The sequence below is a fragment of the Streptomyces racemochromogenes genome, assembly GCF_044129415.1.
Taxonomy (GTDB): domain Bacteria; phylum Actinomycetota; class Actinomycetes; order Streptomycetales; family Streptomycetaceae; genus Streptomyces; species Streptomyces racemochromogenes_A.
Map to the genome: position 1 here is coordinate 104,157 of NZ_JBBDHD010000006.1, position 15,729 is coordinate 119,885.

The window sequence follows — 15,729 nt, forward strand, 5'->3', positions numbered from 1 at the left end:
CGCTACGGGGCGGTGAGGATCCTGGGACCGCCGGCGGTGATCGCGACCGTGTGCTCCACGTGTGCGGCGCGGGACCCGTCGGTGGTGCGCAGGGTCCAGCCGTCGGGGTCGCAGGCGTAGTCGTCCCCGCCGCCCGCGATCAGCATCGGCTCGATCGCCAGGACCATGCCGGGGCGCAGCTTCATGCCGCGCCCCGGCGGGCCCTCGTTGGGGACGCCCGGGTCCTCGTGCATGCCGCGGCCCACACCGTGGCCGCCGAACCCCTCCGGGATGCCGTAGCCGGCGGCGCGGCAGACGCTCCCCACCGCGTGCGCGATGTCGCCGATCCGGTTGCCGGGGACGGCGGCGGCGATGCCGGCCGCCAGGGCCGCCTCGGCGGTGGCGATCAGCCGCAGGTCGGCGGGGCGGGGACGGCCGACGGGGAAGCTGACCGCCGCGTCGCCGACCCAGCCGCGCAGCCTGGCCCCGCAGTCGATGCTGACCAGGTCGCCGTCGCGCAGCCGGTAGCCGCCGGGGACGCCGTGCACGATCGCGTCGTTCACCGACGCGCACACCACCGCGGGGAACGGCACCGGCGCGAAGTGCGGGCGGTAGCCGAGGAAGGGGGAGGTGGCCCGCGCGTCCCGCAGGACCGCGCGGGCCACCGCGTCCAGCTCCAGCAGGGACGTGCCGACGCGGGCCGCCTCCCGTACCGCTGTCAGGGCGTGCGCCACCACCCGGCCGGCGGCACGCATCTCGTCGATCGCTTGGTCCGTTTTCAAGTGCACCATGCCGATAACTATACCGGTATAAGTTTAACGGGATAGTTATCGGCGTGCGGGGTAGGATGGCGGCATGGTGCGAACCCCCCTGACCCCCGAAGAGCGCGAGCGCGGCGAACGGCTGGGCGCGCTGCTGCGCGAGGCGCGCGGCGGCCGCAGCATGGTCGAGGTCGCGGCCGGCGCCGGACTCTCGCCCGAGACCCTGCGCAAGATCGAGACGGGCCGCGCTCCGACCCCCGCCTTCTTCACCGTCGCCGCCCTCGCCGGGGCGCTCGGCCTCTCGCTGGACGAGGTCGTCCGCCGCTGCGCCCTCGTCCCCGCCTGACGCCGCACCCCGAGGTGTCGTCTCCGGCGGCCGGACGGCGCAACGGCCGATCGGGGCGGCGGCATCCGGGGCAGGGGTGAAGGCGTGTCCACCATGAACTCGTCCAAGCGGCTCGGTCTCGCGCTCCTCGGCGCCGTCCTCGCGGCCGGCCTGCTGGCCGCGGCCGGCTCCACTCCTGCGGACGCGGGTTCGCCGTCAAGGTTTGAGACTCCCGTAGTACGCCCGTAACGCGGGCGCGGTGCAATGCCGGGATGGAGACGCCGACCGCGCTGGCCATCGGGCAACTCACCGACTACCTGAGGGGTCTGACGCAGAGGCTCGACCCCGGGGCGGGCTGGTACGGGGAGTTCCTGCGGCGGGACCCGGAGGGGATGCGGGCCTGTCTGGACGGGATCGCCGTACCGCCGTGGGACATACTGGAATCCCTCCTGCTGGACCTGCCGCCCGGTGCGGCGGCGCCGCAGGAGGAGGCGTACGCGGCGGGCCTGCGGGCCGCCGCCGTCGCCGCGTGGGACGCGCGGCCGGGCGGGGCGCGGGAGCTGCGGATCCTGCTCGCCACGGCCACCGGGCAGCGCAAGGCCGTCGAGGAGGCCCTGAGCACCCTGACCGCCCGCCTGGGAGCCACGGCCGACCCGGCGCGGGCCGAAGCCCTCTCGCGCGAACTGGCCTGGACCCGTGACGACGCGCTCCGTGCCAGGTCCCGCCAGACGGACCTCCGCTCCCGCCTCGCCGCGCTCGGCCCCCTCCCGGCGGTCCCGCGCCCACGCGACCACGTTCCACCCGCCCCCTCGGGCCGGCCGTTCGCCGGCTCCGCCCCGTACGCGCCCGGGGCTGACGCGTTCCGGGCGGCCGACCCGGAACCGGCCCGCCGGGGGCGCCCGGACGCCAGGCACGACGCCCCGGCCCGGGGCCCCGCCGGGGAGCCCGGCGGTCCCGCGGGTCCCGTGGAGTCCGGGGAGCCCGGCGGTCCCGCGGGTCCCGTGCAGTCCGGCGGTCCCGGCGGTCCCGCGGGTACCGGCGGCCTCGGGGATCCCGGCCGGAGCGGGGCCGTGGCGCGGGGAGTCGCCCACGGGGCGTTCGTCGCCGAGCTGCTCACCCTGCGGGCCCGGGGACGCGGCGGCGAGGCGCACGCACTGCTGTGCGAGGCCGTGCGGTGGCCCGCGGGGGAGCTGCCGGCGCTCGCCGACGAACTCGGGTACGCCGGGCTGGCGGCCGACTGGGCCACCCTGCTGTGGGAGGCGGCCTCGCTCCCGCCCGCCCGGCTCGCCGCGGCGGCCGCGGCCCTCGGGGACGCCGGCCGCGAAGCCGACTCCGACCGGCTGCTGCGCCAGTGCGTGGCCCGCCCGGCCGCCGACGTCGCCGAAGCGGCCCTCGCCCTCGGCGGAGCCGGCCGCGACCGGGAGGCCCGGTCCCTGCTGGAGGCCTACGTCAGGCTGCGCACCGCCGAGGAGGCGGCCGCCCTGGCCCGCCACGACCCGCACTGGTTCGCCCCGCGCCTGCTCCAGGCCGCCCGCGTCCTCTCGGCCGCCCACCACCGCGCCCTCGCCCACGCCCTCCGCACGAACGGCCTCCCGACGTCCTAGGGTGCGCCGTCAGCGTCCCGGCACGCGGGAATCGTCCGCTCCCTGACCGCAAATGACCGTGTGGCGACGTAACTTGATCGACTACTCCAACCGCGCAAGGTGGTCTTGCCCCACGCTGTGGCGGGGCCTACCTTCGACTCCCTACGCACACCGTCTACGTGCGTAGAAGTCGGCGTTCCCGTCGCGAGGAGCAGCTCATGGCCCAAGTCGTCCGCGCCGCACTCGTCCAGGCCACCTGGACCGGAGACACCGAGTCGATGATCGCCAAGCACGAGGAGCACGCCCGCCGGGCGGCCGCCCAGGGAGCGCGGATCATCGGCTTCCAGGAGGTGTTCAACGCCCCCTACTTCTGCCAGGTCCAGGAGCCCGAGCACTACCGCTGGGCCGAGCCCGTCCCCGACGGCCCCACCGTCCGGCGGATGCAGGACCTGGCCCGGGAGACCGGGATGGTCATCGTCGTCCCCGTCTTCGAGAAGGAGAGCGAGGGCTTCTACTACAACACCGCCGCCGTCATCGACGCGGACGGCAGCTACCTCGGCAAGTACCGCAAGCACCACATCCCTCAGGTCAAGGGCTTCTGGGAGAAGTACTACTTCCGCCCCGGCAACCTCGGCTGGCCCGTCTTCGACACCGCCGTCGGCCGCGTCGGCGTCTACATCTGCTACGACCGCCACTTCCCCGAGGGCTGGCGCCAACTCGGCCTGGCCGGGGCCCAGCTGGTGTACAACCCCTCCGCCACCTCCCGGGGGCTGTCCGCGTACCTGTGGCAGCTGGAACAGCCCGCCTCCGCCGTCGCCAACGAGTACTTCGTCGCCGCCATCAACCGCGTCGGCCAGGAGGAGTACGGCGACAACGACTTCTACGGGACCAGCTACTTCGTCGACCCCCGCGGCCAGTTCGTCGGCGAGGTCGCCAGTGACAAGGAGGAGGAACTCCTCGTCCGGGACCTCGACTTCGACCTGATCAAGGAGGTCCGCGACCAGTGGGCCTTCTACCGCGACCGCCGCCCCGACGCCTACGGAGGGCTCGTACAGCCGTGACCGACCCCACCCCCCTGCACAGCCGCCACCGCACCGTCCTGCCCGACTGGCTCGCGCTCTACTACGACCGCCCCATCGAGCTCACCCACGGCGAGGGCCGCCACGTCTGGGACGCCGACGGCAACCGGTACCTGGACTTCTTCGGCGGCATCCTCACCACCATGACCGCCCACGCCCTGCCCGAGGTCACCAAGGCCGTCTCCGAGCAGGCCGGGCGGATCATCCACTCCTCCACCCTCTACCTCAACCGGCCCATGGTCGAGCTGGCCGAACGGATCGCCGCCCTGTCCGGCATCCCCGACGCCCGGGTCTTCTTCACCACCTCCGGCACCGAGGCCAACGACGCCGCCCTGCTGCTCGCCACCACCTACCGCCGCTCCAACCAGATCCTGGCGATGCGCAACAGCTACCACGGCCGTTCCTTCTCCACCGTCGGCATCACCGGCAACCGCGGCTGGTCCCCGACCAGCCTCTCCCCGCTCCAGACGTACTACGTCCACGGCGCCGTCCGCACCCGCGGCCCCTTCGCCGCGCTCGACGACGCCGCCTTCACCGCCGCGGCCGTCGCCGACCTGGAGGACGTGCTCGGCCAGGCCCGCGGGGGAGTGGCCGCCCTCATCGCGGAGCCCATCCAGGGCGTCGGCGGGTTCACCTCACCCCCCGACGGGCTCTACGGGGCCTTCCGCGAGGTCCTGAACCGGCACGGCATCCTCTGGATCAGCGATGAGGTCCAGACCGGCTGGGGCCGTACCGGCGAGCACTTCTGGGGCTGGCAGGCCCACGCGCAGAGCGGCCCGCCGGACATGCTCACCTTCGCCAAGGGCATCGGCAACGGAATGTCCATCGGCGGGGTCGTGGCCCGCGCGGAGGTCATGAACTGCCTCGACGCCAACTCCATCTCCACCTTCGGCGGTTCCCCGGTGACGATGGCCGCCGGCCTCGCCAACCTCGCCTACCTGCTGGATCACGACCTGCAGGGCAACGCCCGCCGCGTCGGCGGCCTCCTGCTGGAGCGGCTGCGCGCCCTCGCCGCCGCCTCGCCCGCCGTGCGGGAGGTCCGCGGCCGGGGCCTGATGGCCGGACTGGAACTCACCGAGCCCGGCACCGACCGGGCCGACCCCCGGGCGGCCGCCGCCGTCCTGGAGGCGGCCCGCGCCGGCGGCCTGCTCATCGGCAAGGGCGGCGGGCACGACACCAGCGTGCTGCGCATCGCGCCGCCCCTCTCCCTCACCGTCGCCGAGGCGGAGGAGGGCGCCGAGATCCTCGGGCAGGCGCTCCGCAGCATCGAGTAGGGGGACCGACATGAGCACCCGCACCCTGATCAGAGGCGGCCTGGTCGTCACCGCCGCCGACGAGCTCCACGCGGACGTCCTCGTGGAGGACGGGCGCGTGGCGGCCCTGGCCGCCACCGGCTCGGCCGCCGCCGGCGCCTGGACGGCAGACCGGACCATCGACGCGAGCGGGAAGTACGTCATCCCGGGCGGCGTCGACGCCCACACCCACATGGAGCTGCCGTTCGGCGGCACCTCCGCCTCCGACACCTTCGAGACCGGCACCCGGGCCGCCGCCTGGGGCGGCACCACCACCATCGTCGACTTCGCCGTGCAGAGCGTGGGCCGCTCCCTGCGCGAGGGACTCGACACCTGGTACGCGAAGGCCGACGGCAACTGCGTGATCGACTACGCCTTCCACATGATCCTCTCGGACGTCAACGAGCACACCCTGAAGGAGATGGACCACCTCGTCGGCGAGGGCGTCACCTCCTTCAAGCTGTTCATGGCCTACCCGGGCGTCTTCTACAGCGACGACGGGCAGATCCTGCGCGCCATGCAGCGGGCCTCCGGCAACGGCGGGCTGATCATGATGCACGCCGAGAACGGCATCGCCATCGACGTCCTCGTCGAACAGGCCCTCGCCCGCGGCGAGACCGACCCCCGCCACCACGGCGAGGTCCGCAAGGTCCTCCTCGAAGCCGAGGCCACGCACCGGGCGATCCAGCTCGCCCGCGTCGCCGGATCCCCGCTGTACGTGGTCCACGTGTCGGCGGAGGAGGCCGTCGCCGAGCTGGCCGCCGCCCGGGACAAGGGCCTGCCGGTCTTCGGGGAGACGTGCCCGCAGTACCTGTTCCTGTCCACCGACAACCTGGCGGAGCCGGACTTCCAGGGTGCCAAGTACGTCTGCTCCACCCCGCTGCGGCCGAAGGAGCACCAGGCGGCCCTCTGGCGCGGACTGCGCACGAACGACCTCCAGGTGGTCTCCACCGACCACTGCCCGTTCTGCTTCCGGGGCCAGAAGGAGCTGGGACGGGGCGACTTCTCGAAGATCCCCAACGGTCTTCCGGGGGTGGAGAACCGCATGGACCTCCTCCACCAGGCCGTCCTGGACGGGCACATCAGCCGCCGCCGCTGGATCGAGATCGCCTGCGCGACCCCGGCCCGGATGTTCGGCCTCTACCCGCAGAAGGGCACCATCGCGCCGGGCTCCGACGCCGACATCGTCCTCTACGATCCGCACGCCGAGCAGGTCATCTCCGCCGAGACCCACCACATGAACGTGGACTACTCGGCGTACGAGGGCAGGCGGATCACCGGACGCGTCGACACGGTCCTGTCCCGGGGCGAACTCGTCATCGACCGCCGCGAGTACACCGGCCGGGCCGGCCACGGGGCCTTCGTCCACCGCTCCACCTGCCAGTACCTGTAAGGGGGCGCCGGGGCCCGCACGCCCCGGGCCCGTACTCCCCAGCAAGGAGCACCGCATGGACTTCGGCCTCGTCCTGCAGACCGACCCGCCCGCCTCCCAGGTGATCAGCCTGATGAAGCGCGCGGAACGCAACGGATTCCGCTACGGCTGGACCTTCGACTCGGCGGTCCTCTGGCAGGAACCGTTCGTCATCTACAGCCAGATCCTCGCCAACACCCGCAAGCTCCACGTCGGCCCGATGGTCACCAACCCGGGGACCCGGACGTGGGAGGTCACCGCCTCCACCTTCGCCACCCTCAACGACATGTACGGCAACCGCACCGTCTGCGGCATCGGCCGCGGCGACTCCGCCATGCGGGTCGCCGGCCGCGCCCCCAACACCCTGGCCCGGCTCGGCGAGGCCATCGAGGTCATCCGCGACCTGGCCGAAGGCCGTGAGGCCCTGGTCGACGGCAAGCCGCTGCGCATCCCGTGGGTCAAGGACGGGAAGCTGCCCGTGTGGATGGCGGCGTACGGCCCGAAGGCCCTGGCCCTGACCGGTGAGAAGGCCGACGGCTTCATCCTCCAGCTCGCCGACCCCTTCCTCACGGAGTGGATGGTCAAGGCCGTACGACAGGCCGCGACCGATGCCGGCCGCGATCCGGCGTCGGTCACCATCTGCGTGGCGGCCCCGGCGTACGTCACGGCCGACGACTCGTCCGGGGCCCTGGCCCACGCCCGGGACCAGTGCCGCTGGTTCGGCGGCATGGTCGGCAACCACGTCGCCGACCTCGTCTCCCGCTACGGCGAGCACTCGGGCCTCGTCCCCGACGAACTCACCGAGTACATCAAGGCCCGCCAGGGCTACGACTACAGCCACCACGGCCGCGCCGGGAACCCCTCCACGGACTTCGTCCCGGACGAGATCGTCGACCGCTTCTGCCTCCTCGGCCCGGCCGAGGCCCACATCGAGAAGCTCCGCAGTCTGCGCGGTCTGGGCGTCGACCAGTTCGCCGTCTACGCCATGCACGACGCCCGCGAAGCCGTGATCGACGCGTACGGCGCGCAGGTGATCCCGGCCCTCGCCGGATGACGGCCGGCTGAACCGGCCCGGCCTCTCGGCACCCGCGCTCCTGCCCTACGATCAGGGGCGCGGGTCCCTGTGGTTCCCCGGGGAACCCGCGCCCGGCACTCCGGGGGTGGCCGACGCCGTGCCCCGGACGCCCGGCCCCGCGGGGGCCGCCGCCCCGTCAGACCCGGCCGGGCGCTTCACCGGTCGGAGAGTCTCACCGTGCACATACAGCCGTCCGCTTCCCGCGCCGTCCTGGCCGGCGCCGCCGCCCTGGTTTTGGCCGCTTCGCTCGCGGGCTGCGCCGGCCCGGGGAAGGGGAAGGGGCCCGCCCCGGCCGCACCCACCCCGGGCGCGTCCGCCGCGCAGCGGCCCGCGCCCGCCGAGCGGAGGGTGCAGATGCCGTCCGGCCCGGCCCCCGCCATGACCAAGGTCCGGGACACCGCCGCCGGCCCCATCTACACGACCAGGCTGGCCGGCCCGAAATCCGGTGTGACCGGCCAGGTGTGGGTCTGGCTCCCTCCCGAGTACAACGACCCCCGGTACGCCACGACCGGCTTCCCGGTCCTGACCCTGTACGCGGGCGGGCAGAGCAACGGCTACAACACCTGGGCCGGCGGCCAGTTGCCGGTCCAGGAGGAGGACGCGCGGCTGGCGAAGGAGGGCAAGGCCCACCCGTTCATCATGATCATGCCGGTGCAGAACTTCACCAGTGACGAGAAGAACGCGCTGGACTGCTCCGACATCCCGGGCCAGGCCAAGATGGGGACCTGGATGGCCCAGGACGTACCGGACTGGGTCCGCGCCGGCTTCCGGACCCTGAAGGGCCGCGACAGCTGGGGAGTGATGGGTGCCTCCACCGGGGGGTTCTGCAGTGCCAAGCTCGCCCTCCAGCACCCGGACGTCTACCGGGCGGCGGTGCCGATCGACGGCTACTTCGTCCCGGACTCCCTCCTGTGGAAGGGCCACGGCGCCGAGAAGGCGGCCAACAACCCCGACCAGCTCGTCACCCAGGGCAAGGCCGACGTGAAGATGCTGGTGACGGCCGGTGGCGCCGACCCGTACGAGAAGGGCGTGGTCAAGGGATGGATGGCCAAGGCCGTCCCGCCGGTCGCCGTGGAGTACTACGAGCAGCCCGGCGGCAAGCACCTGACCTCGGACTTCAAGAAGATGATCCCGGACGTCCTGCAGTGGCTGAGCAAGAACCTGGCGGGCCCCGCCTCCGACTGATCGGCCCGGCGGGGCGGGAGGGCGTCAGCCGCGCCGGCCCTCGCGGGCCAGGGAGGGGACGAAGCGGGCGGCGTCCAGGGTGCCGGTGCCGGTGGCCATGTCGTAGCCGTTCACGGCGGCATAGCCGGTGACGCCCTGGTAGCTGTTGTCCGTGCCGTCGTTGACGTCGACGATGCCCGTGGAGCGGTCGCGTGCGGAGCGTCCGTACAGGCGGTACAGGGCCTCGTGGATGTCGCCCAGGCGCTTGCCCGCCAGCTGGTCGGCCAGGGCCACGATGCCGGAGAACAGGGGGCTGGACTCGCTCGTGCCGCCGGAGACCTCCCAGCCGGTGGCCGCCGGGTCGTAGCTGGAGTAGATCCAGGCGCCGCCGTCGACCGCTGCGGCCATGGAGATGTCCGGGGTGCCGCGCCGGTCGCCGACGACGTTCCTGACGCCGTTCTGGAAGGACGGCCGGGAGAAGACGTGGGACTGTCCGCCGCCGCTCGCGCCGTTGTCGTTGTAGACGCTGTCGGGGGCGGTCCGCCGGCCCGCGTCGTCCAGGTGCAGCCTGGTGCCGCCGACCGAGGTGACGAGGGGGTCGGAGGAGGGCCAGGAGTTGACCCGCTCGTGGTAGTAGCCCGTGCCGTCGGCGGTGTTGTCGGTGGCGCCGCCGTCGCCGGAGGAGGCGAGCACGGTGACGTGGTTGCGGGCGGCGGCCTCGAAGGCGTAGCGCAGCTTCCCGATGGCGGAGTAGTCGCCCCGGTCGAAACCGGGGAAGGTGTTCTCGGTCGCGCCGAAGCTCTGCGTGATCACGTCGCCGATGCCGTGGTCGATCAGCGCCTTCTCGGCGTCCATCATCTCCGGCAGCCCGGTGGTGCCCTCGGTCTCCGCGACCGCGGTCTCCACCAGGACGATCTTGGCGTCCGGGGCGACCGCGTGGGCCATCTCCACGTCGAGGGTGGTCTCGCCGGCCCAGCCCAGCATGTCGGCGTTCTTCGGGTCCCACCGGGGGACGTCCCCCCACTTGACCACCTGCACCTTGGTACTGGGTATCCCGAACTGCCTGCTGTAGACGTCCAGGTCGTGCTGGACGGTCGGCGAGCCGAAGGAGTCCACGATGACGATCGTGCGGCCCTTGCCGGTGATGCCCGCCTTGTAGAGGGGGTTCAGGTCGTAGGCCTCGCGGTACTGGAGGGGTGTGTAGCAGGCGATCTTCCACTTGGCCCGGCACTCCTCGGCGGAGAGCGGGCTGCCGACGGCGGGCACCAGCCGGTGTCCGGCGACGGCCGGCCGGGCCGCGGTGCGCGGGACCGCGACGGCGGAGGCGGAGGCGGGTGCGGCGGCGGTCGTGGCCACCGGGGCGGCCGCCACCGCGGTGAGCGCAAGGCCGGCGGCGGCGGCCGCGGTGGCCGCGGTGCGCGGCCACGTACGACGGAGTGGATGCATTGCGGACTCCCTTGGGGGGTGGCGCCGCTCGGAGCGGTCCCGGTGATCTCACCCGCCAAGTCATGAGCAGGACAAGGTTGTTTGACGCTTGATGTCGAACGCTTTACCTGAATGCGCAACTGGCCGTCGAGTACCGCGATCTGGTCAAGTCGTGCCGCGAATCAGCAGGGTTGGGTGGATCCGAGCCCATCTGCGCCGGTGGCCGGTGTCCGCTCAGCGGACGCGATAGGGCGAAATCCGGACGCCTTTCGGCCAATTGCTGACGTGTCCATGGCGATCATGGAGATCGCTGGCAACCTCTCCCCATCCCCAACACCGAACAGCTGTACCCGCTCTGCCCGGGCGGCCCCATCCCGGCTGCCCGGTCCACCCCCCACACGCAGAAGGAGTCCGCGTGAAGTCCACGCACCGGCGGAACGCCACCGCCACCGGCGCCCTGCTCGCCGCCGCAACCCTGCTCACCCTCGGCGTCCAGGCGGGCAGCGCCAGCGCCCAGCCCGGCGGTTCCGCGAACGCGACCGCCGCCAAGGGCCAGCCGGTCCGCAACCCGGGAGCGCTGCCCGCGCAGCTCACCCCGTCCCAGCGCGCCGACCTGATAGCCAAGGCCCAGAACACCGCGGCCGCCACGGCCAAGGAACTCGGCCTCGGCGCCCAGGAGAAGCTCGTCGTCCGCGACGTGGTCAAGGACCAGGACGGTACCACCCACACCCGCTACGAGCGCACCTACGAGGGACTGCCCGTCCTCGGCGGCGACCTGGTCGTCAGCCGCACCGCCGCCGACCGGACGCAGAGCGTCAGCAAGGCGTCCAACGCCCAGCTCCAGGGCATCTCCACCTCCGCCCCGGCCGACGCTCCGGCGGCCGCCTCCGCCAAGGCCCTCGACGCCGCGAAGGCGGTCGGCTCCAAGGCCGACAAGACCGACGCCGCGCCCCGCAAGATCGTGTGGATGGCCAACGGCGTGCCCACCCTGGCCTACGAGACCGTCGTCGGCGGCCTCCAGGACGACGGCACCCCCAACCAGCTCCACGTCATCACCGACGCCAAGACGGGCGCCAAGCTCCACCAGTGGCAGGGCATCGAGACCGGTGTCGGCAACACCCACTACAGCGGCCAGGTCACCCTCGGCTCCACGAAGACCGGCACCGGTTACACGCTGACCGACGCCGGCCGCGGCAACCACAAGACGTACAACCTGAACCACGGCACCTCCGGCACGGGTTCGCTCTTCTCCCAGACCACCGACACCTGGGGCAACGGCCTCAACTCCAACGCCGCCACGGCGGGCGCCGACGCCGCCTACGGCGCCGGGGTCACCTGGGACTTCTACAAGAACGTCTTCGGCCGCGCCGGCATCCGCGGCGACGGCGTCGCCGCCTACTCCCGCGTCCACTACGGCAACGCGTACGTGAACGCGTTCTGGGACGACAGCTGCTTCTGCATGACCTACGGCGACGGAACGGCCAACAACGACCCGCTGACCTCCCTGGACGTCGCCGGCCACGAGATGTCGCACGGCGTCACCGCCGCCACCGCCGGCCTGGAGTACAGCAACGAGTCGGGCGGCCTGAACGAGGCCACCTCCGACATCATGGGCACCTCCGTCGAGTTCTACGCGAACAACCCCAGCGCGCCGGGCAACTACCTCATCGGCGAGCAGATCAACATCAACGGCGACGGCACCCCGCTGCGCTACATGGACAAGCCGAGCAAGGACGGCGGCTCCGCCGACGCGTGGTACTCCGGCGTCGGCAACCTCGACGTCCACTACTCCTCGGGCCCGGCCAACCACTGGTTCTACCTGGCCTCCGAGGGCTCCGGCGCCAAGACGATCAACGGCGTGAACTACAACTCGCCGACCTCCGACGGCCTGCCCGTCACCGGCATCGGCCGGGACAAGGCCCAGCTCGTCTGGTACAAGGCCCTCACCACCAAGTTCAACTCCACCACCGACTACGCGGGCGCCCGCGCGGGCACGATCGCCGCGGCGACCGAGCTGTACGGGGCCGGCAGCGCCGAGGTCAAGGCCGTCACCGACGCCTGGGCCGCCGTGAACGTGGGCGCCCGTTCGGGCGGTGGCACCCCCACCCCGGGCAACGTCTTCGAGAGCACGACCCAGGTGGCCATCCCGGACTCCCCGGGCCCGGCCGTCACCTCGTCGGTCGCCGTCACCGGGATCACCGGCAACGCGCCGAGCACCCTCAAGGTCGGCGTGAAGATCACCCACTCCTACATCGGCGACCTGCAGATCGACCTCGTGGCCCCGAACGGGACCTCGTTCCGCCTGCAGAACTCCTCGTCGGACTCCACGGCGAACCTGGACAAGACGTACACGGTGAACGCCTCGGCCGTGGCGGCCAACGGCACCTGGAAGCTGAAGGTCCAGGACAAGGCGGCCGCCGACACCGGCACGATCACCGACTTCAAGCTCACCTTCTGAGAGCCTGACCGGCCGATCGCCCGCTCGACCCCATGACGAGGACGCCCGGAGCCCCCACGGCCCCGGGCGTCTTCCGTCCTGCCCCCCGGCGGCGCCGGAGAACCCGCTGGGGCTCGGCGGCGGGCCGTGATGTGATGGGGGCATGATCGATGCATTCCTCGCCCATGACCTGCCCGCCGTCGAAGAAGCGATCCGCAAGGCCGCGGCCGCGGAGGTCATGCCGAGATTCCGGCAGCTCGCCGACCACGAGGTGGACCAGAAGAGCGGTCCCCACGACCTGGTCACCGACGCCGACCGGCTGGCCGAGCGGCACCTCACGGCCTCGCTGACCCGGCTCCTGCCCGGCTCGGCCGTCGTCGGCGAGGAAGCGGTGCACGCCGACCCGGAGGTCTACGGGGCACTGCGCGGCGACGCCCCCGTGTGGATCGTCGACCCGGTCGACGGCACCCGGCAGTTCGTGGAGGGCGACCCCCACTTCTGCACCCTCGTGGCGCTGGCGCTGCACGGCGAGATCCTCGCCTCCTGGACCTACGCCCCGGCCCTGGACGTCCTGGCCACCGCCGTGCGCGGGCAGGGCGCCCACGTCAACGGCGAGCGCATCCACAGCGGTTCGCCCCGGCCCGGCGCCGAGCTGCGGGTGGCCACCGCCCATCCGCTGTACACCTCCGAGGAGGACCGGCGCTACCTGTCCCGCCTCGACGTCCCCGGCGTCGCCCCCCGGCCCTGCGGTTCCGCGGGCCTGGAGTACCTGAGGGTGGCCCGCGGCGAGATGGACGCCCTGGCCTTCACCTGGCCCTCCGCCTGGGACCACGCGGCCGGGCTGCTGCTGGTCGGCGAGGCGGGCGGGGCGCAGAGCACCGTGGACCGGGTGCCCTTCCGGATCGACCGGGACAACGCGCTGCCCTTCGCGGTGGGCCGTGACGAGGCCACCGCCGTCCGGGTCCGCGAGCTGCTGCGCGGCGAGGACTGAGGGGGCGGGGAAGGGCGCATTAGGCTGGGGGCAGTGGCCGCCGCCGGACGAAGGAGCTGTCAGTGCCGTCGATTCTCGACGCAGTCGTGGTGGGGGCGGGGCCCAACGGCCTGACGGCCGCGGTCGAACTGGCCCGCCGCGGCCACTCGGTGGCCGTCTTCGAGGCCGCCGCGACCGTCGGCGGCGGCGCCCGCACCGAGGAGCTCACCCTTCCCGGCTTCCGGCACGACCCCTGCTCGGCCGTGCACCCGCTGGGCGCCGGTTCGCCCGTGTTCAAGACGATGCCGCTGGCGCGGTACGGGCTGGAGTGGCTGCACGCCCCACTGGCCATGGCGCACCCCTTCGACGACGGCACGGCCGCCGTGCTCTCCCGTTCCGTCGCGGAGACGGCGGCCTCCCTCGGCCCCCGGGACGCGGGCGCCTACCGCCGGCTGGTGGAGCCGTATCTCGGCCGATGGGACACCCTCGCCCGCGACTTCATGTCCCTGCCCGACACCGCCCTGCCGCGCGACCCGCTCCTCCTGGCCCGGTTCGGCCTCACCGGCCTGCCGCCCTCGACCTGGCTGATGCGCCGTTTCCGCGACGACCGGGCCCGCTCCCTGTTCGCCGGCCTCGTCGCGCACGTCATCGCCCCGCTGAACGGGGTCGGCACCGGCGCGGTCGGCCTGGTCTTCGCCCTGGCCGCGCACGCCGGCGGCTGGCCGGTGCCGCGGGGCGGCTCGCAGTCGATCTCCGACGCGCTCGCCGCCTACCTCGCCGACCTCGGCGGCACCGTCCACACCGGTTTCGAGGTCAAGCGGCTCGACGACCTGCCGCCCGCCCGCGCCTACGTCTTCGACACCTCCCCGACCGCGCTGGCCCGGATCGCCCGCCTGGGCCGCGCGTACGACGGCTACCGGTACGGGGCCGCCGCCTTCAAGCTCGACTACGCCCTGTCCGGCCCCGTCCCCTGGACCGCCGAGGCCCCCCGCCGGGCCGGCACCGTGCAGATCGGCCCCGGCAGCCGCGACATCGACGCCGCCCTCCAGCTGGCCTCGGGCGGCCGCGCCCCCCGCAACCCCTTCCTCATCACCGCCCAGCCCAGCCTGGTCGACCCGAGCCGGGCACCGGAGGGCCGGCACGTCTTCTGGGCGTACGGGCACGTCCCCGCGGGCTGGACCGGCGACCTCACCGAGGCCGTCGAACGACAGCTGGAGCGCTTCGCCCCCGGCTTCCGCGACCTGGTGCTCGCCCGCGCCACCGCCGGCCCGCCGGAGCTCGCCGCCCGCAACCCCAACTACGTCGGCGGGGACATCGCCTGCGGCTCCGCCGCCGGACTCCAGCTGCTGCTGCGGCCCCGGATCACCCTCTCCCCGTACACCACCGCCCACCCGGCGGTCTTCCTCTGCTCCTCGGCCACCCCACCCGGTCCCGGCGTGCACGGCATGTCCGGCCACAACGCCGCCAAGGCGGTCTGGCGCCACCTGCGAAAGGGACACTGATGGTCCGGATCACCCTCGTCCAGGGCGACATCACCGCCGAAGCGGCCGACGCGGTGGTCAACGCCGCCAACTCCTCCCTGCTCGGCGGCGGGGGAGTGGACGGCGCCATCCACCGGCGCGGCGGCCCCGAGATCCTCGCCGCCTGCGAGGACCTGCGCCGCTCCCACTACGGCAAGGGCCTCCCCACGGGGCGGGCGGTCGCCACCACCGCCGGCCGCCTCCCGGCGGACCACGTCATCCACACCGTCGGCCCCGTCTGGTCCCGCCAGGAGGACCGATCGGAGCTCCTCGCCTCCTGTTACCGCGAATCCCTGCGCGTCGCGGACGAACTGGGCGCCCGCACCGTGGCCTTCCCCGCCATCTCCACGGGCGTCTACGGCTGGCCCATGGACGACGGAGCCCGCATCGCGATCGAAACCGTCCGCACCACCCCCACCCGGGTGAAGGAGGTCCGCTTCGTCCTCTTCGACGCGGCCGCCTACGCCGCCTTCGAAACCGCCCTCTAAGCCCCCCGCAGCGGCTCCGGCCCCTGCGCGCAGGCCTGCGCCGGGCCGTCCCGCCAGGGGCGGGCGGTGCGCGCCAGACGGCCGGCCACCGCGGCGGGCCGCGCCCCCCCCCCGCGCCCCCCCCGCCCCCCCCGGCCGGCCCCCCCGCCCCCCCCCCGCACCCCCCCCCCCACCCCCCCCACCCGCCCCCCCCCCCACCCCCCCACAACCCCCATCCCAG

13 protein-coding genes are annotated in these 15,729 nt (G+C 73.4%); 11 read left to right on the forward strand and 2 right to left on the reverse strand.

The window, feature by feature from the left end:
* Positions 1-2: 2 nt before the first annotated feature.
* The gene (gene map, locus WDV06_RS04205) at positions 3-770 is read right to left on the reverse strand and encodes a type I methionyl aminopeptidase (protein WP_395508232.1); all 768 of its coding nucleotides are present in this window, start codon (positions 768-770) and stop codon (positions 3-5) included.
* A 64-nt stretch (positions 771-834) separates the two neighbouring features.
* Here map and WDV06_RS04210 point away from each other — a divergent pair, with 64 nt between their 5' ends.
* From WDV06_RS04210 to WDV06_RS04240, 7 genes are all read left to right on the forward strand, one after another.
* Positions 835-1,086 (forward strand): helix-turn-helix domain-containing protein, encoded by a 252-nt coding sequence (locus tag WDV06_RS04210; RefSeq protein ID WP_344166370.1) that lies wholly within the window; start codon positions 835-837, stop codon positions 1,084-1,086.
* A 251-nt stretch (positions 1,087-1,337) separates the two neighbouring features.
* The gene (locus tag WDV06_RS04215; RefSeq protein ID WP_395508233.1) at positions 1,338-2,669 is read left to right on the forward strand and encodes a hypothetical protein; all 1,332 of its coding nucleotides are present in this window, start codon (positions 1,338-1,340) and stop codon (positions 2,667-2,669) included.
* 197 nt (positions 2,670-2,866) lie between these two features.
* Positions 2,867-3,709, forward strand: a complete 843-nt coding sequence (locus WDV06_RS04220; protein ID WP_395508234.1) for a nitrilase-related carbon-nitrogen hydrolase — start codon at positions 2,867-2,869, stop codon at positions 3,707-3,709.
* Positions 3,706-5,001, forward strand: coding sequence for an aspartate aminotransferase family protein (locus WDV06_RS04225; RefSeq protein WP_395508235.1), 1,296 nt, complete (start codon positions 3,706-3,708; stop codon positions 4,999-5,001). The genes WDV06_RS04220 and WDV06_RS04225 overlap by 4 nt, the downstream gene beginning before the upstream one ends.
* 10 nt (positions 5,002-5,011) lie before the next feature.
* Positions 5,012-6,412, forward strand: a complete 1,401-nt coding sequence (gene hydA, locus WDV06_RS04230) for a dihydropyrimidinase (protein WP_395508236.1) — start codon at positions 5,012-5,014, stop codon at positions 6,410-6,412.
* 55 nt (positions 6,413-6,467) lie between these two features.
* Positions 6,468-7,484, forward strand: coding sequence for a TIGR03842 family LLM class F420-dependent oxidoreductase (locus WDV06_RS04235; RefSeq protein WP_395508237.1), 1,017 nt, complete (start codon positions 6,468-6,470; stop codon positions 7,482-7,484).
* 198 nt (positions 7,485-7,682) lie between these two features.
* Positions 7,683-8,690 (forward strand): alpha/beta hydrolase, encoded by a 1,008-nt coding sequence (locus tag WDV06_RS04240; RefSeq protein WP_395508238.1) that lies wholly within the window; start codon positions 7,683-7,685, stop codon positions 8,688-8,690.
* A gap of 24 nt (positions 8,691-8,714) precedes the next feature.
* Here WDV06_RS04240 and WDV06_RS04245 read toward each other — a convergent pair whose 3' ends face one another.
* Positions 8,715-10,115: a S53 family peptidase gene (locus tag WDV06_RS04245; protein WP_395508239.1), complete on the reverse strand. Its 1,401-nt coding sequence runs from the start codon at positions 10,113-10,115 to the stop codon at positions 8,715-8,717.
* A gap of 394 nt (positions 10,116-10,509) precedes the next feature.
* Here WDV06_RS04245 and WDV06_RS04250 point away from each other — a divergent pair, with 394 nt between their 5' ends.
* The 4 genes from WDV06_RS04250 to WDV06_RS04265 all read left to right on the forward strand — a co-directional run bounded on the left by WDV06_RS04250 (position 10,510) and on the right by WDV06_RS04265 (position 15,509).
* On the forward strand, positions 10,510-12,552 hold the full coding sequence (locus tag WDV06_RS04250) for a M4 family metallopeptidase (RefSeq protein WP_395508240.1): 2,043 nt from the start codon (positions 10,510-10,512) through the stop codon (positions 12,550-12,552).
* 142 nt (positions 12,553-12,694) lie between these two features.
* Positions 12,695-13,522 (forward strand): inositol monophosphatase family protein, encoded by an 828-nt coding sequence (locus tag WDV06_RS04255; RefSeq protein WP_395508241.1) that lies wholly within the window; start codon positions 12,695-12,697, stop codon positions 13,520-13,522.
* Positions 13,523-13,584: 62 nt separating this feature from the next.
* On the forward strand, positions 13,585-15,003 hold the full coding sequence (locus WDV06_RS04260) for a phytoene desaturase family protein (RefSeq protein WP_395508242.1): 1,419 nt from the start codon (positions 13,585-13,587) through the stop codon (positions 15,001-15,003).
* On the forward strand, positions 15,003-15,509 hold the full coding sequence (locus tag WDV06_RS04265; protein WP_395508243.1) for an O-acetyl-ADP-ribose deacetylase: 507 nt from the start codon (positions 15,003-15,005) through the stop codon (positions 15,507-15,509). The genes WDV06_RS04260 and WDV06_RS04265 overlap by 1 nt, the downstream gene beginning before the upstream one ends.
* Positions 15,510-15,729 lie beyond the last annotated feature (220 nt).

Coding starts and splice junctions, on each gene's coding strand:
- WDV06_RS04245 (WP_395508239.1), bottom strand. CDS start 10,115: ATGCATCCACTCCGTCGTACGTGGCCGCGCACCGCGGCCACCGCGGCC.
- WDV06_RS04220 (WP_395508234.1), top strand. CDS start 2,867: ATGGCCCAAGTCGTCCGCGCCGCACTCGTCCAGGCCACCTGGACCGGA.
- WDV06_RS04235 (WP_395508237.1), top strand. CDS start 6,468: ATGGACTTCGGCCTCGTCCTGCAGACCGACCCGCCCGCCTCCCAGGTG.
- hydA (WP_395508236.1), top strand. CDS start 5,012: ATGAGCACCCGCACCCTGATCAGAGGCGGCCTGGTCGTCACCGCCGCC.
- WDV06_RS04210 (WP_344166370.1), top strand. CDS start 835: ATGGTGCGAACCCCCCTGACCCCCGAAGAGCGCGAGCGCGGCGAACGG.
- WDV06_RS04255 (WP_395508241.1), top strand. CDS start 12,695: ATGATCGATGCATTCCTCGCCCATGACCTGCCCGCCGTCGAAGAAGCG.
- map (WP_395508232.1), bottom strand. CDS start 770: ATGGTGCACTTGAAAACGGACCAAGCGATCGACGAGATGCGTGCCGCC.
- WDV06_RS04215 (WP_395508233.1), top strand. CDS start 1,338: ATGGAGACGCCGACCGCGCTGGCCATCGGGCAACTCACCGACTACCTG.
- WDV06_RS04265 (WP_395508243.1), top strand. CDS start 15,003: ATGGTCCGGATCACCCTCGTCCAGGGCGACATCACCGCCGAAGCGGCC.